The following is a 20738-nucleotide window of genomic DNA, read 5'->3' on the forward strand; positions in this document are numbered from 1 at the left end:
CGTCATGGAAAACCGGCAGAAAAAGCGGCTATTGGCCCAATTCCCTGACTATGCCGGTCGCAAGTCGGTTGTCGCGCTCGGGGTGCCTGACAAGTATGAATATATGCAGCCCGAACTTGTCGAACTGCTACAGTCAAAATTGCGGTCTGTTCTGAACCTTTAGGCTCAGCTTTCCCCGCCAACCAGCGTGCCGATGATTGCCTTCGCGCTGTCCGAGTTCCACTCGGCATCGCCAATCAGCCGCGCGATTTCCTGACCGTCGGGGTTCAGGATCACCGTGATCGGCAGGGCGATGACGCCGAACTCGCGCGCAGCGGCCGAGCTCAGGTCCTGATGGCGGGGCAGGTTGTCGATGCCGTTCTCGTCAAAGAACTTCTTGATCCCTGCGGGCGTGTTGCGCCCGGTGGCCAGCGTCAGAACTTGAAACCTGTCGCCGCCAAATTCCTCCTGCAGCTCGGCGATCTGCGGCATCTCTTTGCGGCAGGGGGCGCACCATGTGGCCCAGAAATTGATCAGCACATATTTGCCGCGATAATCCTCAAGCGTGCCGACACCGCCGTCATCCTCAAGCTGAAATTCGATCACCTTGGCCTCTTTCGGCTCTTTATGCAGGATCAGCCGTTTCAGCGTGCCGTCACGCAGCGGCTTCAGCGTTTCGACATCCGCGGCCAACGCCGCGTTTGCACCCAGCGCAAGGGCCATATAAAGGGGGATCAGACGTAACAGGCGCATATCAACTCCGGGTTTTCTTTCATGACCGATCAATCCTCGAACCAGATGTGGGGCGGCCGCTTTGCCGCCGGTCCAGACGCGATCATGGAGGCGATCAACGCCTCGATCGGGTTCGATCAGCGGATGGCAGCCCAGGACATTGCAGGCTCGCGCGCCCATGCCGCCATGTTGGCTGCCACAGGCGTTATTACTGATAATGACGCGCAGGCCATTCGGGAAGGGCTGCTCACAGTCTTGTCAGAAATCCAGAACGGCGCGTTTCAGTTTTCGACCGCGCTGGAAGACATTCACATGAATGTCGAAGCGCGCCTGAAAGAGGTGATCGGAGAGCCCGCAGGCCGTCTGCACACAGGCCGGTCGCGCAATGATCAGGTCGCGACTGACTTCAAGCTCTGGGTGCGTGATCAGTTCGATGCGGCCGAAACCGGCCTTTTGGCCCTGATCCGAGCGCTTCTGGCGCAGGCCGAGGCCGGGGCGGATTGGGTCATGCCCGGTTTCACCCACTTGCAAACCGCGCAGCCGGTGACATGGGGCCACCACATGATGGCCTATGTCGAGATGTTTGGCCGCGACCTCAGCCGCGTCCGCGACGCCCGCGCCCGCATGAACGAATCCCCGCTGGGGGCCGCGGCGCTGGCAGGCACGTCCTTCCCCATTGACCGCGCTATGACCGCTGAGGCGCTGGGCTTTGACCGCCCCGCCGCCAACTCGCTGGACGCCGTCAGCGACCGCGACTTTGCGCTGGAGTTCCTGTCCACCGCCTCGATCTGCGCCGTGCACCTGTCGCGCTTTGCCGAGGAACTGGTGATATGGTCCTCGGCCCAGTTCCGCTTTGTGACGCTGTCCGACCGTTTCTCGACCGGCTCGTCGATCATGCCGCAAAAGAAAAACCCCGATGCCGCTGAACTGATCCGCGCCAAGGTGGGCCGCATCTATGGCGCAAACACCGCGCTGATGATGGTGATGAAGGGCTTGCCGCTGGCCTATTCCAAGGACATGCAGGAGGACAAGGAACAGGTCTTTGACGCCGCCGACAACTGGATGTTGGCGCTGGCCGCGATGGAGGGCATGGTCAAGGACATGACCGCCAACCGTGACAGCCTTGCGGCTGCTGCCGGGTCGGGTTTCTCGACCGCGACCGATCTGGCCGACTGGCTGGTGCGCGTTCTGGGCCTGCCCTTCCGCGATGCGCACCACGTCACCGGATCGCTGGTGGCGATGGCCGAGAGCAAGGGATGCGACCTGCCCGATCTGACGCTTGAGGATATGCAATCGGTCCATGCAGACATCACCGATGACGTCTATTCTGTCCTTACGGTCGAAAATTCGGTAAACTCGCGCCAGTCTTATGGCGGCACCGCCCCGGATCAGGTGCGGGCCCAGATCAAGCGATGGAAGGCGCTGGTGTGATGCGAATGATGCGTGTGTTGGCACTGATCTCGGCCACAGCCGCCCTTGCGGGATGCGGCGCCGACGGCGAACCCATTCAACCCACCATGAGCGCCAATATCGGCGTCGGCACCAGCGGCACCCATGTCGGCGGCGGCGTCGGCCTGCGCCGCGGCGGTCTGGGCGTCTATCTGGGGCTGTGAGCCCTGTGAAACCCCTCATCGCGGGCCTGATCACGGCGCTGCTTGCAGCCTGCGACCCCACAACCCCACCCCGCCCGGACCCCGAGGCCCGACCCAGTGGCACCGGCATCTCGATCTCAGGCTATGGGCGGGTTGGTGTGTCGACCGGTGGATAAAGCGCGGAATCAATTGATCCGAATGCCTCTTTTGGTCTAAGCGCGCGGGTATGGATCACTTTCTCTACCGCGACGGCGCGCTTTTCGCCGAGGATGTCCCCATTTCCGAAATCGCTGCCGCGGTCGGAACCCCGTTCTATGTCTATTCGACGGCGACCCTTCTGCGGCATTTCAAGCTGTTCGATGACGCGTTGGAGGGCACCGATCACCTTGTCTGTTACGCGATGAAGGCGGCCAGCAATCAGGCGATCCTGAAGACGCTGGCGCAGGCAGGCGCGGGGATGGATGTGGTCTCGGGCGGGGAATATCTGCGTGCCAAGGCTGCAGGCGTGGCCGGCGACAAGATCGTCTTTTCGGGCGTCGGCAAAACGGCGGATGAGATTCGCACCGCCCTGACTGGCGGTATCCGTCAGTTCAACGTCGAATCCGAGCCCGAGATGCAGGTGATCAACGCCGTTGCACTGGAACTGGGCGTCGTTGCACCGATCACCGTGCGGGTGAACCCGGATGTGGACGCCAAGACCCACGCCAAGATCGCCACCGGCAAGTCCGAGAACAAATTCGGCATCCCGATCTCGCGCGCCTCCGAGGTCTATGCGCTGGCCGCCAGCCTGCCGGGATTGGAAGTGATCGGCATCGACGTGCATATCGGGTCGCAACTGACCGAGTTGGAGCCGTTTGAGCTGGCTTACAACAAGGTTGCTGAGCTGACAGAGCGCTTGCGCGCCGAAGGCCACAATATCCGCCGCCTCGATCTGGGTGGAGGGTTGGGTATCCCTTATACGCGCTCGAACGATGCGCCGCCCCTGCCGGTCGAATATGGCGCGATGATCCAGAAAACACTGGGCCATCTGGGCTGTGAGATCGAAATCGAACCGGGCCGTCTGATTGCGGGCAACGCAGGTCTGATGGTCAGTAAGGTCATCTACGTCAAATCCGGTGAAGATCGCGATTTCCTGATTCTCGACGGCGCGATGAACGATCTCATCCGCCCTGCAATGTATGAGGCATATCACGATATTGTTGCCGTAGACGAACCTGTCCCCGGGGTCGAACAACAGCCCTATGATATCGTCGGCCCGGTCTGCGAATCCGGCGATACCTTTGCCAAACAGCGCAACATGCCACCGCTGAAATCGGGTGATCTGATCGCATTCCGCAGTGCTGGGGCCTATGGCGCGGTCATGTCCAGCGAATACAACACCCGGCCCCTGATTCCCGAAGTTCTGGTGAACGGGGATCAATTTGCCGTAATTCGTGAACGGCCAAGCTTTGACGAAATCATAAACCGCGATACCATACCGGGGTGGCTCTGACGCGATAGGCGCGCGGGCCCGATCAGGAGGCCCGCCTTGCGCGACGTATCAAACCTGCCGATCCCAAGACTGTCCCTGTGGCTGACGCATGCAGGGATGCTGGCCGAGCAGGTTTTACGCGCCTTCTGGCCCTTCTTCTCGATCCTTATGGCCCTGTTGGCAGCCCTGATGCTGGGGCTGCAGGACCTTGTGCGCATCGAAACCGTCTGGATTTGTGCCGGTATCGGCCTGCTGGGCTTGATCACAACCGCGATTCTCGGGGTGCGGCGTTTCCACCTGCCCAGCCGCGCCGAGGCGCTGGTGCGGCTGGATGAAACCCTGCCGGGGCGACCCATTCAGGCGCTGTTGGACGATCAGGCCATCGGGGCAATGGATGCGGATTCGGTCGCCCTGTGGCAGGCCCATCAGGCCCGCATGGCCGCGCGCGCAGCGCAGGCCGAACCGGTGAAGCCCGACCTGCGGCTGGCTTCGCGCGACCCCTACGCCCTGCGCTATGCCGCGTTGCTGGCGCTGGTGGTGGCGGCGCTTTTCGGCTCGTTCTGGCGGATCGGCTCGGTGGCCGACATGACGCCCGGAACCGCGCAGGCCGGGCAGGGGCCCAGCTGGGAAGGCTGGGTCGAACCGCCCCGCTATACCGGATTGCCGACGCTGTATCTGGCCGATCAGACCGACGCCACGCTGACTGTCCCCCAGGGCAGCCGCATCACGCTGCGGTTTTACGGAGAGGTCGGCGCACACAGCTTGACCGAGACCATCACGCCGCTGGGCACCGAGGCCGCCACGGAACCGGAACAGGATTTCGTCGCCGATCGCTCAGGCCTGTTGCGGATCGAAGGCCCCGCCGGGCGGGATTGGGGGCTGAATATCATCGCCGACACCGCCCCCCGGATCGCGGTGGCCGACGCGCCGGAATCCGAGGCCGGGGGTCAGATGAAGCTGCCCTTTGCGGCGGCGGATGATTACGGCATCACCTCGGGCTCGGCCCGGATCGAACTGGATCTGGCCGCGGTGAACCGCGAATTCGGTCTGGCAACCGACCCCGAGCCGCGCGAGAGCATTACGGTCGAACTGCCGATGCCGATCACCGGCGACCGCACCGATTTCACCGAAGACCTGATCGAAGATTTCTCGCAGCACCCATGGGCGCATCTGCCGGTGAAAATCACCCTGATGGCCCGCGATGCCGCAGATCAGGAAACCGTGGCCGAGCCCTATCTGGCCAACCTGCCCGCGCGGCGGTTCTTTGATCCGCTGGCCGCAGCGGTGGCCGAGCAGCGCCGCGATTTGCTCTGGTCGCGCGAAAACGCGCTGCGCGTGTCGCAACTGCTGCGCGCCGTCTCGCACCTGCCCGAGGACCTGTTCCGGTCCGACACCGCATATCTGCGCCTGCGGGTGATCCTGCGGCGGCTGGAAACTTTTGATCGCCATGGCGCGCTGAACGCCAAGCAACAGGAAGAGATCGCGCAAGCCCTGTGGGAACTGGCGGTTCTGATCGAGGACGGCACGCTGGCCGACGCGCTGGAACGGATGCGCCGCGCGCAGGAACGTCTGACCGAGGCGATGCAGAACGGCGCCACCGATGAGGAAATCGCCGAACTGATGCAGGAACTGCGCGAGGCAACCGAGGACTATATGCGCCAACTGCAGCGTCTGGCGCAGGAAAACGGCGAGACCCAGCAGGGCCAGCAAGGGCCCAACGGTGAAACCCTGCAGATGACACAGGATGACCTGCAGCGGATGATGGACCGCATACAAGAACTGATGGAGCAGGGCCGCATGGCCGAGGCGCAGCAGGCGCTGGAAGAGTTTCAGCAGATGATGGAAAACATGCGCGTCACCCAAGGGCAGGGGCAAGGCGGACAATCCGAAGGCCAGCAGGCCATGGAAGGGCTGGCCGAGACGCTACGCGAACAGCAGGGCCTCAGCGATCAGGCTTTCCGCAACCTGCAGGAACAGTTCAACCCGGGCGCGCAGGCGGGTGAAAGTCAGGGCAACGAGGGCCGCTCGGGCGGTCAGGGCCGTGGGCAGAGCCATGACGGTCAGGGTCAGGGCTCGCAGGATCAGGCGGGGGATGGCGACACCGGTCAGCCGTCACTGGCGGACCGGCAACAGGCGCTGCGGGATGAATTGCAGCGTCAGGAACAGGGCCTGCCCGGTGGCGGCACCCCCGAGGGCGAAGCCGCACGCGATGCGCTGGGCCGTGCGGGCCGCGCCATGGATGAGGCAGAGGATGCCTTGCGCGGCAACGATCTGGCCGAAGCCATCGACCGCCAATCCGAAGCGATGGAGGCGCTGCGCGAAGGCATGCGCTCGCTGGGCGAAGCGCTGGCCCAGAACCAGCAGAACCAGCCGGGTCAGGGCACCGAGGCCGGGGATATGGAGGCCAACAACCGCGATCCGCTGGGCCGCACGCCGGGGGCCGCCGGCTCAATCTCGACCGATGACAACCTGTTGCAGGGCGAAGACGTCTATCGCCGCGCACGCGAATTGCTGGACGAAATCCGCCGCCGCACCGGTGAAACCGACCGGCCCCAGATCGAACTGGAATATCTCAAACGCCTGCTCGAGCGGTTCTGAGGGCCTTAGTTCTGTGCCCCGCCGGTCTGCGCCTCAAGCCAGACCCGCGCCTGATCGATCAGCGAGACATAAGATTGCAGCACCGGATCGGCCTGCGGCACCGCCTCACTGATCTGCGGCGCGTTGCCATAGATCATCAGCAGAATGATCCCGATCACCACAATGATCGTAAAGCCACGCAAAAACCCGCCGGATTTGCGCGTCGGGGCGGCCTCAGCATCGTCCGACGTCAAATCGCTGCGCAGGCCGGAATTGATCGCCTCGACATCCGGCAGCGCATCCTTCTGACCGGCATCCGCTGCGGTCTCGGTCGCGGCGGGGCGCTTTGGTTTGACCTTGGGTTCGTCGGGGGTTTCCAGCGCCAGATCGGGCTGGCTTTCCAGATTGCTGCCTTCCTGCTCGCGCAGCTCGGCCTCGCGCGCGGCCTCCTGCTTGAGGATATTGGCCACCGCCGGGTCGACATTGCCGGTCTCGTCGGCAGCTTCAGGCTCTGCCTCGGCGGCTTCCGCAGGCTCTGTTACGTCATCGACGGCCTCTTCGACTTCGGGCTCTGGGGGCGCCGGAGGGGCTGCGACCTTCTGGGCCTTGGCCTGAAACCACGTCTGCTCGCAGTTGGAACACTGAACGTCGCGCCCGCCATCGGGGATCACCTCGTCCGGAACCTCATACTGGGCGCTGCAATTCGGACACGTTAAACGCATTCTGCCTCCTGACCCGCCAAGCGGGCCTGATTGTCGTTTTTTCAGGGATGATATTCCGTTAAGACCCAACAGCAAAGCGCGTTTTCGTTATCGCGGACCAAGTGTCGCCAATTGGACCCGCCCAAGGCATTGAAACCGCGGCTGCGCTCGGGCAAGAGGTGAGCAGAACAAAGGGGACAGGCGTGATCGAGCTGGAAAATATCAGCTACAGCTATGGCGGCGGCGAATTGCTGAGCGATGTGTCGCTAAAGCTGCAGCCGGGATCGTTCCACTTTCTGACCGGGCCATCGGGCTCGGGCAAGACCACGCTGCTGAAACTGTGCTACGGCGCTTTGCTGCCGACCTCGGGGCGGCTCAGCGCCTTTGGCGAGGATATTGCGCGGCTGGACCGTGACCAGATGGCCCTGCTGCGCCGTCGCATCGGCGTCGTGCATCAGGATTGCCGGTTTCTGGATCACATGACCGTAGCTGAAAACGTAGCCCTGCCGTTGATGGTGTCGGGCCGGGCAGAGGCAGGCGAACAGAACGACCTGACCGAACTGCTGGGCTGGGTCGGGCTGGGCAGCCGCCTCGAGGCGCTGCCGCCGGAACTGTCTGGGGGTGAACGTCAACGCGCCGCACTGGCCCGCGCGGTCATCCTGTCACCGGACGTGGTGCTGGCGGATGAACCCACCGGCAATGTCGATTGGGAGATGTCGCAACGCCTGCTGCGTCTGCTGGTTGAGTTGAACCGGATGGGCAAGACCGTGCTGATCGCCACCCATGACCTGTCCCTGATCCGCGCAGCCAAAAGTCAGGTGCAGGCGCGGGTGCTGCGGATTTCCCAACGCCGCCTGCAGCTTGCGGGGGCCGACTTATGAGCAAAGGTGACATCCGCAACCTGCTGCGCCGCGACAGCCGCGCCGACCGGGTGGTGCCGCCCACCGGGTTTACCGCGCAACTGACCCTGTTCGTATCCGGCGCGATGGCGTTTCTGGCCGTCTTTGCGCTGGCCCTGTCGCTGGCCTCGGGGCGGCTGGCGGATCGCTGGGCCTCGGAACTGGCGGGGGCCGCCACGCTGCGGATCAACGCCCCCGCCGACCAACGCGCCGCCCAGACCGAGGCTGCGCTGACCGTGCTGAGCCAAACCCCCGGCGTCGCCTCGGCCCGCGCGCTGACCAGCGAAGAACAGGCCGCTCTGCTGTCGCCCTGGTTCGGCCCCGACCTGCCGCTGGAGACGCTGCCCATCCCGCAACTGATCGAGATCATCGAAGGCCCGCCCGGTCTGGACGCGGCCGGTCTGCGCCTGCGTCTGGGGGCCGAAGTGCCCGGGGCGGTGCTGGATGATCACACCCGCTGGCGCGAACCGCTGGTTGATGCGGCGATGTCGCTGCGGCGGCTGGGCTGGATCTCGATCCTGCTGATTGGTGGGGCCACGGCTGCGATGATCACGCTGGCCGCCAATGCCTCGCTGGCCGCCAACGCCCAGATCATCGAGGTGCTGCGTCTGGTCGGTGCCCGCGACCGGTTCATTGCCGGAGCCTTCGTGCGGCGGTTTACCTTCCGCGCGCTGTTCGGGGCCGCGGTCGGCACCCTGCTGGGCATGTCCGGCGTTCTGCTGCTGCCCGAAGCCTCGGACGCGGGTGGATTTCTAACCGGGCTCGGGTTTCAGGGGGCAGGCTGGCTGCTGCCCGTGCTGATCCCGCTTTTGGGCGCGGCGGTTGCGTTTCTGGCCACATGGTCGGCGGCGCGGCGCAAGTTAAAGGAGCTTTCGTGATGTTCATGGCCCTTCAATGGATACGGTCGCTGATCTTCATGTTCACGATCTATGCGTGGATGCTGATCCTTGGGATTGTCTTTGCGCCCTACGCGCTGTTTGCCAAACGCGGCGCTGCGCGAGCCTGCATGACCTATGCCCGCACGACCATGTGGCTGGCCCGCTGGATGGTCGGCATCCGCAGCGAAATCCGCGGAAACCCTCCGACCGGAGAGGTGGTGATCGCGGCCAAGCACCAGTCTTTCCTCGATATCATCATGATCTTCAGCGCCATCCCCCATGGCAAGTTCATCATGAAGAAAGAGCTTCTGTGGACCCCGGTCATCGGCATGTATGCCCGCCGGCTGGGCTGTGTCCCAGTCGATCGCGGCAAAAGGGGCGTGGCGGTGGCCAAGATGGTCAAGGATGTGGCCAAAGAGTTCAGCGAACCCGGCCAGCTGGTGATCTACCCGCAAGGCACCCGCGTCGCGCCCGGTGTTCCGAAACCCTACAAGGTGGGGACAGCGGTACTGTATCAGGGGCTGGGTTATCCCTGCGTACCGGTTGCCACAAACGCGGGCGTGTTCTGGCCCAGAACCGGCATCCTGCGCAAACCCGGCACGGCAATCGTCGATTTCCTCGACCCGATCGAGCCCGGCGTTGGCCGGGACGCCTTTCTGGAGCGGCTTGAGGACGTCATCGAAACAGGTTCAAACGCATTGATGCGCGAAGTGGGATTTGACCCGGATGCAGTTCATTGAAGACATGACGACGCTCGAGGGGCTTTACGGTACCCCCGGCGCACCCTCGCTGCGCAAGGTGGCCCGGCAACTGACGCCGCTCTACCGCAAATGGATCATGACCGCGCGGCTCTGCGTGCTGAGCACCGTGGGCCCTGAAGGCGTCGACGGCAGCCCGCGCGGCGATGACGGGCCTGTTGTGCTGGAACTGGACCCGGGTACGCTGGCGCTGCCGGACTGGCGTGGGAACAACCGCCTGGACAGTCTGCGCAACATCGTGCGGGACCCGCGCGTGGCGCTGATGTTCATGGTGCCCGGTTCAAACACCGTGGTGCGGGTCAACGGCTCGGCGCGCCTGACAGCGGACGAAACGCTGCGCGCCGGCTTTGAAAAACAAGGCAAACAACCCTCCACCGTCATCATCATCGAAATCGCCGAGATTTACACCCAATGCGCCCGCGCGCTGATGCGGGCGCAGACATGGGCTGGCGGCGATGACGCCGAGGGCCTGCCAACCGCCGGAGAAATCCTCGCCGAAATGACCGCCGGAGAAGAAGGCGGCGCGCGCTATGACCAGGAATGGGGAGCGCGCGCCGCCAAGACGATGTGGTAAGGGCCTGTTGATCAGGCCGGTTGTGCGTGGATGGACTGGAACAGCGCCCGGACCTCGTCCGCGTTGATTTTCAGCCCCTGCGCCAGCTTCTGAACAAAGGCCGTTTCACGCTTGTCCAGATCGCCATCCGCGCCCACGACCATCAGAACGGCCTGCATGACCAGCCGCTTCTGATCCGGGCTCAGGCCGCTGCCGAACCCAGCGAATTGATGATCGGTGGGCTTTGCCTCGGCCAGATCATACATGCGGCGGATGCGTTGTTCGTCAAACGCTTCACCGGTCATTTGCTGTGCGATATCGGCCATCAGGGCAATCTCGCTATCGTCCAGCCTGCCATCGGCCTTGGCTGCATGGCACATGGCATCCATTGCCTTGATCGCCGCAGGGGCCGCGCCTTTCATCTCGGCCTTGCGCTTGCTGGTGCGCGCGCTGCGTCCGGCCCATTTGACCCCGGCAAAGCCCAGCAGCACGACGATAACGCCCAGACCCCAGAAGCCCGAGATCATGTCACTGAACGACATCTTCGGCTGCTCCGGCAGGTCCTGGGGCAACTCGCCCAGCAGTTTGCCAAGGGCCAGCTTTTCGGCATCGACCGGGTAATACTGATCGGCGTCGCATTTGTTCGTCGCCATCGCATAGCCCAGCGAGCTGCGCCAGATCGGCAGGAACATGACATGCCGCTTTTCGGTCAGGTGACACAGCGACAATTGCTGGTCCTTGTCATTGGTAAGCTGCGTCTCGACGATAAGGCTCAGCTCTTCGGATGTGCCCGAAGTGCCGCCGCTGCGCCGGGCCTCGGCCGGGTCTCCGAAGAAAGTTGAAAACATCAGCGCTGTTGCGCACAAGATCAGAAATCGCATTGTTGCCTCAAGTGTTTATGCGTAAACCAGACGATCTGCGATACAACCACGAAGTCGTCATGAAGCTGAAAATGCAACCGAGAGACGAGCAAAACTAAGGCTCGTTCACGGCAAGAAAAAGGCGGACCTTCCGGCCCGCCTGATGTGTTGCCAATGGTGGCGACTTAGCTGTGGATCGGGCCATCTCCGCAGGCCAGCGCCGCCTCGCGCACGGCTTCCGAATAGGTCGGATGCGCGTGGCAGGTCAGGGCCAGATCTTCGGCGGAGGCACCGAATTCCATCGCAACGCAGACCTCGTGGATCAGATCGCCTGCTGCTGGGCCGATGATATGTGCGCCCAGAATGCGGTCGGTGTCCTTGTCGGCGAGGATTTTGACAAACCCGTCGGCGGCGAAATTCGCCTTGGCGCGGCCGTTGCCCATGAACATGAACTTGCCGACCTTGTAGGCACGGCCCTGTTCTTTCAGCGTCGCCTCGGTTTCGCCGACATTGGCGACCTCGGGCCAGGTGTAGATCACGCCTGGAATGACGCCATAGTTCACATGGCCATGCTTTCCTGCGACCTGTTCGGCGGCGGCCATGCCCTCGTCTTCGGCCTTATGGGCCAGCATCGGGCCTTCGGTGACGTCTCCGATGGCGTAGATGCCCTGCACGTTGGTCTGCCAATCCGCACCCACCTTGATTTGACCGCGCGGCGTCATCTCAACGCCCAGAGCCTCCAGCCCCAGACCATCCGAATAGGGTTTGCGCCCCGTGGCAACCAGAACGGTGTCGGCGTCAATCACATGCTCGCTGTCATCTTTCAGCAGCTTATAGGTCACTTTGGCCTTGGTCTTGGTCGCTTCGGTTTTTTGCACCGCCGCACCCATGACGAATTTCAGACCTTGTTTCTTGAGGATACGCTGGAAGGTCTTCTGAACCTCAGGGTCCATGCCCGGCGTGATTTCCTTGAGGAATTCGATCACCGTCACCTCGGCCCCCAGACGGCTGTAGACCGAGCCCAGCTCCAGCCCGATCACACCGGCCCCGATCACCACCATCTTCTTCGGGATCTTACCCAGCGACAGCGCACCGGTCGAGGTCACGACGACCTTTTCATCCACCTCGACACCCGGCAGCGCCGACGGCTCGGACCCCGAGGCGATGATGATGTTCTTGGCCTCGTGCACCTCATCACCCACCTTGACCTGACCGGCGGCGGGGATCGAGCCCCAGCCTTTCAGCCAGTCGATCTTGTTCTTCTTGAATAGGAATTCGATGCCCTTGGTGTTGCCCTCGATGACCTCGTCCTTATAGGCCTGCATCTGCTTCCAATCGACTGAAGGCGATTTGCCCTTCAGGCCCATCTTGGCAAAGTTATGCTCGGCCTCATGCAGCTGGTGCGAGGCATGCAGCAGCGCCTTGGACGGAATGCACCCCACGTTCAGGCAAGTGCCTCCCAGAGTTTCCCGCCCTTCGACCACGGCGGTTTTCAGCCCCAGTTGGGCGCAGCGGATGGCGCAGACATAGCCGCCGGGGCCGGCTCCGATTACGATGACGTCATAGCTGGACATTGGGGCACTCCTTGATGTGTCTTGACCGCGCCCGGATCAGGGGCGCGGCAGTCAGGCCTTACAGGGCCATAAGGTATAGATAAACGGTTGCAAGAAATCCTGCCAGCCAGACAAGCGTGCGCAGGAACGGGACCGGGATGGCAAAGGCGTAAACCGGGACGAAAGCGATGCGTGCGATCAGGAAAACCTGCGCCGCCAGCAAGGTGCCAGCGGTAAAGCCGTCGCGCGCGGCCAGGATCAGCACCGCAGGCGCAAACAGCGCCATCGCCACGACCGAGTTCGACAGCGTGCGTTCAACCCGCGCGGCCACGCCCGTCAGCGGCGGCATGTCATCGCGCGCGCCGCCCAGCGTCATCAGCCCGACCTGAGACATCGCGGTCAGGATGTTCAGCAGGATGATCCCCACGACCAGCAGGCCATAAAGCGCAAGAATGGAAAGTTCCGAAGACATGATCACATATCCTTTTTTGATGAGTGTCCGGGTTCGGGACTAACATCTCGAAGGCTGATGGGCAGGCGGGTCTCACGCGTAAGTGCGGTGGCGTGTGCAGGAAAATCCCCTGCACACGCGGATTGTCAGGCTGGTTAGACCGGCTCCAGCAGCTTGATCTGGATATGGGCGACGCCGCCGCGTTCATGATGCATGGCCAGTTCCTCCGAGTCGAAGAACTTGCGCGCCCGGTCCAGGTCTGCGACCTCGAACATGGCAATCGCATGGTCGCGCTGGTCGGGGTCTTTCCAGACATGCAGGTCGCGGATACCCGAGGCCTCGCGCACCTTGCGGTCTTCGCGGAACACTTTCAGCCAGGCGCTGAAATCGGCCACATCGGCCTGCCAGAGTACGTGTGTCGCCATGATTACAGATCCATCAGCAGGCGGCGCGGATCTTCCAGCGCCTCTTTCACGCGGACAAGGAAGGTCACCGCGCCCTTGCCGTCCACGATCCGGTGGTCATAGGACAGGGCCAGATACATCATCGGGCGGATCTTGATCTCACCATTGATGACCATCGGGCGGTCCTGGATCTTGTGCATGCCCAGAATGCCCGATTGCGGCGGGTTCAGAATGGGCGAAGACATCAGCGAGCCGTAGACACCGCCGTTCGAGATCGTGAAGGTGCCGCCCTGCATCTCGGCCATCGACAGCTTGCCGTCGCGGGCGCGCTTGCCCTTTTCGGCGATGGCTTTCTCGATCGCAGCGAAAGACATAGAATCCGCGTCGCGAATGACCGGAACCACCAGACCCTGAGGCGTACCGGCAGCCACGCCCATATGGACGAAGTTCTTGTAGACGATGTCGGTGCCATCAATCTCGGCATTGACCTCGGGCACTTCTTTCAGCGCGTGGCAGCAGGCCTTGGTGAAGAAGGACATGAACCCAAGGCGCACACCATGCTTCTTCTCGAACTGGTCCTTGTACTGGTTGCGCAGGGCCATCACCTCGGTCATGTCCACCTCGTTATAGGTGGTCAGGATCGCGGCGGTGTTCTGCGCGTCCTTCAGGCGCTTGGCGATGGTCTGGCGCAGACGGGTCATGCGCACACGTTCTTCGCGCGCAGCATCATCGGCAGCGACAGGCGCGCGCGGGGCTTGGGCAGCGGGGGCGGGCACAGTCGCCGCAGGCCCAGAAGAAACAGGTGCGGCCGACGCCGTTGCAATCGCTTTTGCCACGTCCTCTTTCATGATGCGGCCATCGCGGCCTGTGCCAGTGACCTGATCGGCGGACAAGCCGGCCTCGGCCATGGCTTTCTCGGCCGAGGGCGCGTTGGCCACGTCCTTGCCGCCAACCGAGTCGCTCCCACTCGCCGGTGCAGCCGCCGCCGGAGCCGCAGCAGCACCCGCTGCCGCGCCCGAGATCACCGCCAGCTTGGCGCTTGCATCCACGGTCGCGCCCTCGGGAGCTACGATTTCGGCCAGAACACCTGCAGCTGGGGCCGGAACCTCGACCGAGACCTTGTCGGTCTCCAGCTCACACAGCATCTCATCCTGTGCCACGGCGTCGCCGACCTGCTTGAACCATGTCGAAACTGTCGCCTCGGTCACGGATTCACCCAGCGTGGGCACCATCACGTCGACGCTGCCACTCGACGCTGCGGGGGCTGCTGCAGCCGGGGCCGGGGTCGCCGCCGGGGCAGGCGCTGCGCCTTCACCCGCCGCAATCGTGGCCAGCAGGGCATCAACGCCCACTGTCTCACCTTCGGCGGCAACGATCTCACCCAACACACCCGCGGCGGGCGAGGGGACTTCGACCGTGACCTTGTCGGTCTCAAGCTCACACAGCATTTCATCCACGGCCACGGCGTCACCGGGTTTCTTGAACCACGTTGCAACCGTGGCTTCGGTGACAGATTCGCCAAGCGTGGGAACACGAACTTCAATCGTCATCGTTTACTTTCCTTTGAGGCTCAGCGCTTCGTTCACCAGCGCTTCTTGTTGGAATTTGTGTTGGCTGGCCAGACCCGTCGCGGGCGAGGCCGAGGTGGCGCGGCCAGCATAAACCGGACGCTTGTGCTTTGCGCCGATGCGGGTCAGGACCCATTCGATATTGGGCTCGATAAAGCTCCAGGCCCCCTGGTTCTTGGGTTCTTCCTGACACCAGACCATCTCGGCCCCCTTGAACCGCTCAAGCTCGTTGATCAGCGAATGGGCGGGGAAGGGGTAATACTGCTCGATCCGCAGCAGATAGATGTCGTCGATGCCGCGCGCGTCGCGTTCTTCCAGCAGGTCGAAATAGACCTTGCCCGAACACATGACGACCCGCTTGATCTTGTCATCCGCCACCAGCTTGGTGTCCGAATTGCCATGCTGCGCGTCGTCCCACAGAACCCGGTGAAAGCTGGACCCGGTGGTGAACTGGTCGGCGGTGCTGACCGCAAGCTTGTGGCGCAGCAGCGATTTCGGCGTCACCAGGATCAGCGGCTTGCGGAAGGTCCGGTGCAGCTGACGGCGCAGGATGTGGAAATAGTTCGCAGGCGTCGTGCAGTTGGCTACGATCCAGTTGTCCTGACCGCACATCTGCAGGAACCGCTCCAGCCGCGCCGAGCTGTGTTCGGGGCCCTGCCCTTCAAACCCGTGCGGCAGCAGGCAGACCAGACCGGACATGCGCAGCCATTTGCTTTCACCCGAGCTGATGAACTGGTCGAACATGATCTGCGCGCCGTTGGCGAAATCGCCGAACTGCGCCTCCCACAACACCAGCGAGTTCGGCTCGGCCAGCGAATAGCCGTATTCAAAACCCAGCACCGCATATTCGGACAGCATCGAGTCGATCACCTCGTACTGCGACTGCCCCTTGCGGACGTTATTGAGCGGATAGTACCGCTCTTCGGTTTCCTGATGAACAAAGCCGGAATGGCGCTGGCTGAACGTGCCGCGCGTGGCGTCCTGTCCGGACAGGCGCACCGGATAGCCTTCGGTTAGCAGTGATCCAAAAGCCAGCGCCTCGCCCGTGGCCCAGTCAAAGCCGGTGCCGGTCTCGAACATCTGCTTCTTGTGATCCAGCAGGCGCGCCACCGTCTTGTGCACCGCGATGTCGTCGGGCGCATGGGTCAGCGCCTGACCGACCTCGGCCAGTGTCTCGGGGGTGATGGCGGTGTCGCCCCGCACATATTCTTCCTTGTTCTTGTCCAGATGCGACCAGCGCCCGTCCAGCCAGTCGGCCTTGTTGGGCTTGAAATCCTTGCCCGCGTCGAACTCGGTGTTCAGATGCGCCTGGAACGCGGCCTTCATATCCTCGATCTCGCCCTCGGGGATCAGGCCGTCCTTGACCAGCCGTTCGGTATAAAGACTCAGCGTGGTCTTATGCGTCTTGATCTTCTTATACATGATCGGGTTGGTGAACATGGGCTCGTCGCCCTCGTTATGGCCAAACCGGCGATAGCAGAAGATGTCGATCACCACGTCCTTGTGGAACTTCTGGCGGAACTCGGTCGCCACCTTGGCGGCGTGAACCACCGCCTCGGGGTCATCGCCGTTGACGTGGAAGATCGGCGCCTCGACCATCAGCGCGATATCGGTGGGATACGGGCTGGACCGGCTGAAATGCGGCGCGGTGGTGAACCCGATCTGGTTGTTCACCACGATATGCATGGTGCCGCCGGTCTTGTGCCCGCGCAGACCGCTCAGGCCAAAGCCCTCGGCCACTACACCCTGACCGGCAAAAGCCGCATCCCCGTGCAGCAGTATGCCCATGACGGCGGTGCGGTCCTTGTCCTTCCGCTGATCCTGCTTGGCACGGACCTTGCCCAGAACCACCGGATTCACCGCTTCAAGGTGAGAGGGGTTCGCCGTCAGCGACAGGTGCACCGAATTGCCGTCAAACTCACGGTCACTGGACGCCCCCAGATGGTACTTCACATCGCCCGAGCCATCCACATCCTCGGGCTTGAAGCTGCCGCCCTGGAATTCGTTGAAGATGGCGCGATAGGGCTTGCGCATCACGTTGGCCAGAATGTTCAGACGACCCCGGTGCGGCATCCCGATCACGATGTCGCTGATCCCCAGCGCGCCGCCGCGCTTGATGATCTGCTCCATCGCCGGGATCAGCGCCTCACCGCCGTCCAGACCGAACCGCTTGGTGCCCATGTATTTGACATGCAGGAACTTCTCAAAGCCTTCGGCCTCGACCATCTTGTTCAGGATCGCCTTGCGGCCTTCCTTGGTGAAGGCGATTTCCTTGCCGTACCCCTCGATCCGTTCCTTCAGCCACGCGGCCTCTTCCGGGTTCGAGATATGCATGTATTGCAGCGCAAACGTGCCACAATAGGTCCGCTTCACGATCTCGACGATCTGGCGCATGGAGGCCATCTGCAGGCCCAGCACGTTGTCGATAAAGATCGGGCGATCCATGTCGGCATCGGCGAAGCCATAGGTCTTGGGGTCCAGCTCAGGGTGCGTGCTGGCCGCGCGCATCCCCAGCGGGTCCAGATCGGCGGCCAGATGGCCCCGGATCCGATAGGCCCGGATCAGCATCAGCGCCCGCAGGCTGTCCAGCACCGCGCGCTTGATCTGGTCATCGCTGACCGCAACCCCCTTGGCTTCGGCCTTGTCCTTGATCTTCTTACCGGCGGCCTTGGCATCAATCTCGGCCCATTCGCCCGTCAGCGCCCCGGTCAGATCATCCGTAGGCATCGGAGGCCAGTCGGTCCGCGCCCACGACGGCCCCTCGGCCTCGCGCTGCACATCCGGCTTGGCATCGCCCATGGCGTTGAAGAACTCGACCCAGGCGGCATCCACCGCACCGGGGTCCCGGGCATACTGGGCGTAGAGCTGCTCCAGATACTCGGCATTATGCCCCTGCATGAAGCTTGAGGCATGAAACTGGTCGTTGGGCGAGTGTTCGGTCATGGGATTACCTCTGTTGGGTTGGGACCGTATTGGTTGGTGCCTGGCTGGCCGGGGCGGGCAAGCCACCACAGCACCAGGAGGGGGGACACAAACAGAACGATGAGTGTCGGAATGACGATAAGCAACGTGGCCTCGGTCAGCAGGATGTCCAGCGTGCCGCCATGGAACTGGCTGGCAAGGCCGATGCCAAAGATAAGAACAGCCAAAGCGCCAAGGATCAGCAAGATCGGCAGCAAAGCATAAAGCCCGCTGCGCCCGGTATCATGCATCCGCCGGAACGCCACAGCCAGATGCGGGAAGAACACGATCAGGGTCACGATGGACTGCACCGGCCCCGAGGACGTGGCGGAGACGGATTTCGAGGTCTCGGTCTCAGATACCGCGACCTGAGTGAAGAACTTCAGGTCGATGATCCCGGCGATGATGCTCCAGATCACGATGAAGAGGAAAAAGAACCAGTATTCGGGCCGCGAGGCGCGCCCTGAGAAGGTGAAGAACTTGGCGAAACAGGTGCGAATGGCGTCAGAGAAGGTCATGCGCTTCTATCCTCCGAGACTATTATGGTCCATTCATCGACCTCGCCACCGGGCAGAAAACCCTGTTTGAACTGAAATACTTCGATTTTCGCGTTTGGAAGACTGTGCATTTTTCCGAGACCCGTTAGCATTCTAGCCAAGGTACGCGACATCGGAGCTATTGCATGTTTTGATGCCGAGTACCGTATCACTGGACCACGTGTTTCGACTTCGAAATTCCAATCGCTATCCCGGACAAGCTCTAGGGCCAAGTCTGCAGGTACACCGTATAACTCGCATACAAGGCCGTTCAAAAGGAGGCTCGCTCCGCCTTCCCAGACTACAGCGATGTCTTCCGCGAACCACCAAGCGCTGCCACCAACAATGCCATAATTATTCCATTCTCCAGACCCAGAAGAGGGGCTTTTCCACAAAGAATGGGCGCCGATCTGCCTCAATACTCTTTCGTGATGACGCGAAAGTGCCTGATCGTCTTCCAAAAGTCGTGGGACCGCCTTTAGTGTTTTTTGATGGAGCTCATCTGATGAATTTGGTTGAAAAAGCTCATAAACAAAAAACTTGGCTGCCCTTAGTTTACTGGCTTCTTCGAACTTGTTTGCATCTCCAACGCGAACCTCAGAAAATCTGGAGTTATCTATTTGGATAGGTAACGCTGCGCGGTTTTCTAAGTTCAGGTCAGTTTGCCGAATGCAGGTTTCGACAAGATGTTCGAGGTCTGAAAAAGAAAACGCCTTGTCAGCCAGCGTCAGCGAAGGGATAGCGCTGAATATGCAAATGAGTGCTAAGATTCGATAGTTACGCAAGCTGTTAAAGGCGGGTAGAACTCCCGCCTTTACAACTTTATGCACTTGCGAAACTGCTCGCACCGTTTTTACCCAATCGCTTCCAGCACAGCCTCACCCAGCGTCGCCGGGCTTTCGGCCACGACGATACCGGCGCTGCGCATGGCTTCGATCTTGTCCTCGGCACCGCCCTTGCCACCGGCGACAATCGCGCCCGCGTGGCCCATGCGGCGGCCCGGAGGGGCTGTGCGGCCTGCGATGAAACCAGCGGTGGGTTTCGAGCGGCCCTTCTTGGCCTCATCCGCCAGAAACTGCGCGGCTTCTTCCTCGGCCGAGCCACCGATCTCACCGATCATGATGATCGAGTGGGTCTCGTCATCCGCCAGGAACCACTCCAGCACGTCGATATGCTCGGTCCCTTTGATCGGGTCGCCGCCAATGCCCACACAGGTGGACTGGCCCAGACCCACATCGGTGGTCTGCTTGACAGCCTCATAAGTCAGCGTACCCGAGCGCGACACAACACCGACCGAGCCGCGCTTGTGGATGTGGCCGGGCATGATGCCGATCTTGCAGGCGTCTGGCGTGATGACACCGGGGCAGTTCGGTCCGATCAGGCGCGATTTGGAGCCTTCCAGCGCGCGCTTCACCTTCATCATGTCCAGAACCGGAATGCCTTCGGTGATGCAAACGATCACCTCCATCTCGGCATCAATCGCCTCGAGGATCGAGTCCGCCGCAAAGGGCGGCGGCACATAGATAACCGAGGCGTTGGCTTCGGTCACATGCTTGGCTTCGTGGACCGAGTTGAACACGGGCAGGTCAAGATGTGTCATCCCACCTTTGCCGGGGGTCACGCCGCCGACCATCTTGGTGCCGTAGGCGATGGCCTGTTCGCTGTGGAATGTGCCCTGCGAGCCGGTAAAGCCCTGACAGATCACTTTGGTATTTTCGTCGATGAGGACTGCCATTTGGCGCTCTCCTGTTTGTACCTTTGACGGGTCAACGGACCCTCAAATCTAAAATTGTGGACCGATGCCCCGCTCACACGTCGATTGCCGCACTGTAATAGTGTTCGCCGCCAACAACTCCGGCATCACGAACGCTCGACGGCTTCAAACTCCCTTTCAACGCGTTGAAAGATTTGCTGATGTCCGAAAACCCGTCTTCTGAGACAAATACGATGGAACAGCGGGTGTCAGTCAGTTTGACCGACAGGTCCTTTTGCTGATGATAGTAGGTAGTTGTCGTTGCATTCTGTGCAAAACCATTTGCGGCTGCCGCAGCTTCTAATGCCGAACGTCCAGATGAGGCTTGGCCGCACAGGGTGTGGAAGTACGCCGTCGCTTGATCCGCCGAAACCGGAGAACTTCCGGGTCCAATATTTGCTGAACGTGTGAGCGCCGGCGCGCCCGTGGCCTGAGCGGATTCAGTGGTCGTCTGGCAGGCGGTTAAGCCCGCCAGGACGCTCACGAACAGTAGTGGCCTGACAGTTGAACGC

General features: G+C 62.0%; 21 protein-coding genes. 9 read left to right on the forward strand and 12 right to left on the reverse strand.

Annotated features, from left to right (window positions below):
* Nucleotides 1–165: 165 nt before the first annotated feature.
* On the reverse strand, nucleotides 166–732 hold the full coding sequence (locus tag ACR1XV_RS12905; RefSeq protein ID WP_480531899.1) for a TlpA disulfide reductase family protein: 567 nt from the start codon (nucleotides 730–732) through the stop codon (nucleotides 166–168).
* Between the two features lie 21 nt (nucleotides 733–753).
* Here ACR1XV_RS12905 and argH point away from each other — a divergent pair, with 21 nt between their 5' ends.
* From argH to ACR1XV_RS12930, 5 genes are read left to right on the forward strand one after another with little or no spacing between them, the layout of a single operon-like run.
* Nucleotides 754–2142, forward strand: a complete 1389-nt coding sequence (argH, locus tag ACR1XV_RS12910; RefSeq protein ID WP_480531901.1) for an argininosuccinate lyase — start codon at nucleotides 754–756, stop codon at nucleotides 2140–2142.
* Nucleotides 2142–2324, forward strand: coding sequence for an argininosuccinate lyase (locus ACR1XV_RS12915; RefSeq protein WP_480531903.1), 183 nt, complete (start codon nucleotides 2142–2144; stop codon nucleotides 2322–2324). Before argH ends, ACR1XV_RS12915 begins: the two co-directional genes overlap by 1 nt.
* Before the next feature lie 5 nt (nucleotides 2325–2329).
* A complete protein-coding gene (locus tag ACR1XV_RS12920; protein WP_480531905.1) occupies nucleotides 2330–2479 on the forward strand; it encodes a hypothetical protein in 150 nt (49 codons plus the stop codon).
* Between the two features lie 50 nt (nucleotides 2480–2529).
* Complete coding sequence (gene lysA, locus ACR1XV_RS12925) at nucleotides 2530–3795, forward strand: diaminopimelate decarboxylase (protein WP_480531907.1); 1266 nt, start codon at nucleotides 2530–2532, stop codon at nucleotides 3793–3795.
* 36 nt (nucleotides 3796–3831) lie between these two features.
* On the forward strand, nucleotides 3832–6372 hold the full coding sequence (locus ACR1XV_RS12930; RefSeq protein ID WP_480531909.1) for a TIGR02302 family protein: 2541 nt from the start codon (nucleotides 3832–3834) through the stop codon (nucleotides 6370–6372).
* Nucleotides 6373–6377: 5 nt separating this feature from the next.
* Here ACR1XV_RS12930 and ACR1XV_RS12935 read toward each other — a convergent pair whose 3' ends face one another.
* The gene (locus ACR1XV_RS12935) at nucleotides 6378–7073 is read right to left on the reverse strand and encodes a zinc-ribbon domain-containing protein (protein ID WP_480531911.1); all 696 of its coding nucleotides are present in this window, start codon (nucleotides 7071–7073) and stop codon (nucleotides 6378–6380) included.
* Between the two features lie 182 nt (nucleotides 7074–7255).
* On the opposite strand from ACR1XV_RS12935, the gene ACR1XV_RS12940 reads away from it, so the two are divergent.
* From ACR1XV_RS12940 to ACR1XV_RS12955, 4 genes are read left to right on the forward strand one after another with little or no spacing between them, the layout of a single operon-like run.
* Nucleotides 7256–7933, forward strand: a complete 678-nt coding sequence (locus ACR1XV_RS12940; protein ID WP_480532073.1) for a cell division ATP-binding protein FtsE — start codon at nucleotides 7256–7258, stop codon at nucleotides 7931–7933.
* Entirely contained in the window at nucleotides 7930–8829 is a 900-nt protein-coding gene (locus ACR1XV_RS12945; RefSeq protein WP_480531913.1) for a cell division protein FtsX, read from the forward strand. The genes ACR1XV_RS12940 and ACR1XV_RS12945 overlap by 4 nt, the downstream gene beginning before the upstream one ends.
* Nucleotides 8829–9569, forward strand: a complete 741-nt coding sequence (locus ACR1XV_RS12950; RefSeq protein ID WP_480531915.1) for a lysophospholipid acyltransferase family protein — start codon at nucleotides 8829–8831, stop codon at nucleotides 9567–9569. Before ACR1XV_RS12945 ends, ACR1XV_RS12950 begins: the two co-directional genes overlap by 1 nt.
* Nucleotides 9556–10161: a pyridoxamine 5'-phosphate oxidase family protein gene (locus ACR1XV_RS12955; RefSeq protein WP_480531917.1), complete on the forward strand. Its 606-nt coding sequence runs from the start codon at nucleotides 9556–9558 to the stop codon at nucleotides 10159–10161. Before ACR1XV_RS12950 ends, ACR1XV_RS12955 begins: the two co-directional genes overlap by 14 nt.
* A gap of 11 nt (nucleotides 10162–10172) precedes the next feature.
* On the opposite strand, the gene ACR1XV_RS12960 is transcribed toward ACR1XV_RS12955, so the two are convergent.
* From ACR1XV_RS12960 to ACR1XV_RS13005, 10 genes are all read right to left on the reverse strand, one after another.
* Nucleotides 10173–11021: a tellurite resistance TerB family protein gene (locus ACR1XV_RS12960; protein WP_480531919.1), complete on the reverse strand. Its 849-nt coding sequence runs from the start codon at nucleotides 11019–11021 to the stop codon at nucleotides 10173–10175.
* Between the two features lie 164 nt (nucleotides 11022–11185).
* Entirely contained in the window at nucleotides 11186–12574 is a 1389-nt protein-coding gene (gene lpdA / locus ACR1XV_RS12965) for a dihydrolipoyl dehydrogenase (protein ID WP_480531921.1), read from the reverse strand.
* Nucleotides 12575–12632: 58 nt separating this feature from the next.
* Nucleotides 12633–13025, reverse strand: coding sequence for an MAPEG family protein (locus ACR1XV_RS12970; RefSeq protein ID WP_480531923.1), 393 nt, complete (start codon nucleotides 13023–13025; stop codon nucleotides 12633–12635).
* Between the two features lie 134 nt (nucleotides 13026–13159).
* A complete protein-coding gene (locus ACR1XV_RS12975) occupies nucleotides 13160–13429 on the reverse strand; it encodes a hypothetical protein (protein ID WP_480531925.1) in 270 nt (89 codons plus the stop codon).
* 2 nt (nucleotides 13430–13431) lie between these two features.
* Complete coding sequence (gene odhB, locus ACR1XV_RS12980) at nucleotides 13432–14958, reverse strand: 2-oxoglutarate dehydrogenase complex dihydrolipoyllysine-residue succinyltransferase (protein ID WP_480531927.1); 1527 nt, start codon at nucleotides 14956–14958, stop codon at nucleotides 13432–13434.
* A gap of 3 nt (nucleotides 14959–14961) precedes the next feature.
* Complete coding sequence (locus ACR1XV_RS12985; RefSeq protein ID WP_480531929.1) at nucleotides 14962–17919, reverse strand: 2-oxoglutarate dehydrogenase E1 component; 2958 nt, start codon at nucleotides 17917–17919, stop codon at nucleotides 14962–14964.
* Nucleotides 17916–18455, reverse strand: a complete 540-nt coding sequence (locus ACR1XV_RS12990; RefSeq protein WP_480531931.1) for a DUF805 domain-containing protein — start codon at nucleotides 18453–18455, stop codon at nucleotides 17916–17918. The genes ACR1XV_RS12985 and ACR1XV_RS12990 overlap by 4 nt, the downstream gene beginning before the upstream one ends.
* Nucleotides 18452–19303, reverse strand: coding sequence for a hypothetical protein (locus ACR1XV_RS12995; protein WP_480531933.1), 852 nt, complete (start codon nucleotides 19301–19303; stop codon nucleotides 18452–18454). Before ACR1XV_RS12995 ends, ACR1XV_RS12990 begins: the two co-directional genes overlap by 4 nt.
* A gap of 23 nt (nucleotides 19304–19326) precedes the next feature.
* Complete coding sequence (gene sucD, locus ACR1XV_RS13000; protein WP_480531935.1) at nucleotides 19327–20208, reverse strand: succinate--CoA ligase subunit alpha; 882 nt, start codon at nucleotides 20206–20208, stop codon at nucleotides 19327–19329.
* 73 nt (nucleotides 20209–20281) lie between these two features.
* Nucleotides 20282–20710 carry a hypothetical protein gene (locus ACR1XV_RS13005; protein WP_480531937.1) on the reverse strand — a complete coding sequence of 143 codons (429 nt, stop codon included), beginning with the start codon at nucleotides 20708–20710 and terminating at the stop codon, nucleotides 20282–20284.
* Nucleotides 20711–20738 lie beyond the last annotated feature (28 nt).

Source organism: Ruegeria sp. AD2(2025) (genome assembly GCF_056542385.1).

What these genes read in the sequence shown, in the direction of transcription:
- ACR1XV_RS12905 (WP_480531899.1), bottom strand. Translation starts at nt 732, where the DNA reads ATGCGCCTGTTACGTCTGATCCCCCTTTATATGGCCCTTGCGCTGGGT.
- argH (WP_480531901.1), top strand. Translation starts at nt 754, where the DNA reads ATGACCGATCAATCCTCGAACCAGATGTGGGGCGGCCGCTTTGCCGCC.
- ACR1XV_RS12915 (WP_480531903.1), top strand. Translation starts at nt 2,142, where the DNA reads ATGCGAATGATGCGTGTGTTGGCACTGATCTCGGCCACAGCCGCCCTT.
- lysA (WP_480531907.1), top strand. Translation starts at nt 2,530, where the DNA reads ATGGATCACTTTCTCTACCGCGACGGCGCGCTTTTCGCCGAGGATGTC.
- ACR1XV_RS12935 (WP_480531911.1), bottom strand. Translation starts at nt 7,073, where the DNA reads ATGCGTTTAACGTGTCCGAATTGCAGCGCCCAGTATGAGGTTCCGGAC.
- ACR1XV_RS12945 (WP_480531913.1), top strand. Translation starts at nt 7,930, where the DNA reads ATGAGCAAAGGTGACATCCGCAACCTGCTGCGCCGCGACAGCCGCGCC.
- ACR1XV_RS12950 (WP_480531915.1), top strand. Translation starts at nt 8,829, where the DNA reads ATGTTCATGGCCCTTCAATGGATACGGTCGCTGATCTTCATGTTCACG.
- ACR1XV_RS12955 (WP_480531917.1), top strand. Translation starts at nt 9,556, where the DNA reads ATGCAGTTCATTGAAGACATGACGACGCTCGAGGGGCTTTACGGTACC.
- ACR1XV_RS12960 (WP_480531919.1), bottom strand. Translation starts at nt 11,021, where the DNA reads ATGCGATTTCTGATCTTGTGCGCAACAGCGCTGATGTTTTCAACTTTC.
- lpdA (WP_480531921.1), bottom strand. Translation starts at nt 12,574, where the DNA reads ATGTCCAGCTATGACGTCATCGTAATCGGAGCCGGCCCCGGCGGCTAT.
- ACR1XV_RS12970 (WP_480531923.1), bottom strand. Translation starts at nt 13,025, where the DNA reads ATGTCTTCGGAACTTTCCATTCTTGCGCTTTATGGCCTGCTGGTCGTG.
- ACR1XV_RS12975 (WP_480531925.1), bottom strand. Translation starts at nt 13,429, where the DNA reads ATGGCGACACACGTACTCTGGCAGGCCGATGTGGCCGATTTCAGCGCC.
- odhB (WP_480531927.1), bottom strand. Translation starts at nt 14,958, where the DNA reads ATGACGATTGAAGTTCGTGTTCCCACGCTTGGCGAATCTGTCACCGAA.
- ACR1XV_RS12985 (WP_480531929.1), bottom strand. Translation starts at nt 17,919, where the DNA reads ATGACCGAACACTCGCCCAACGACCAGTTTCATGCCTCAAGCTTCATG.
- ACR1XV_RS12990 (WP_480531931.1), bottom strand. Translation starts at nt 18,455, where the DNA reads ATGACCTTCTCTGACGCCATTCGCACCTGTTTCGCCAAGTTCTTCACC.
- sucD (WP_480531935.1), bottom strand. Translation starts at nt 20,208, where the DNA reads ATGGCAGTCCTCATCGACGAAAATACCAAAGTGATCTGTCAGGGCTTT.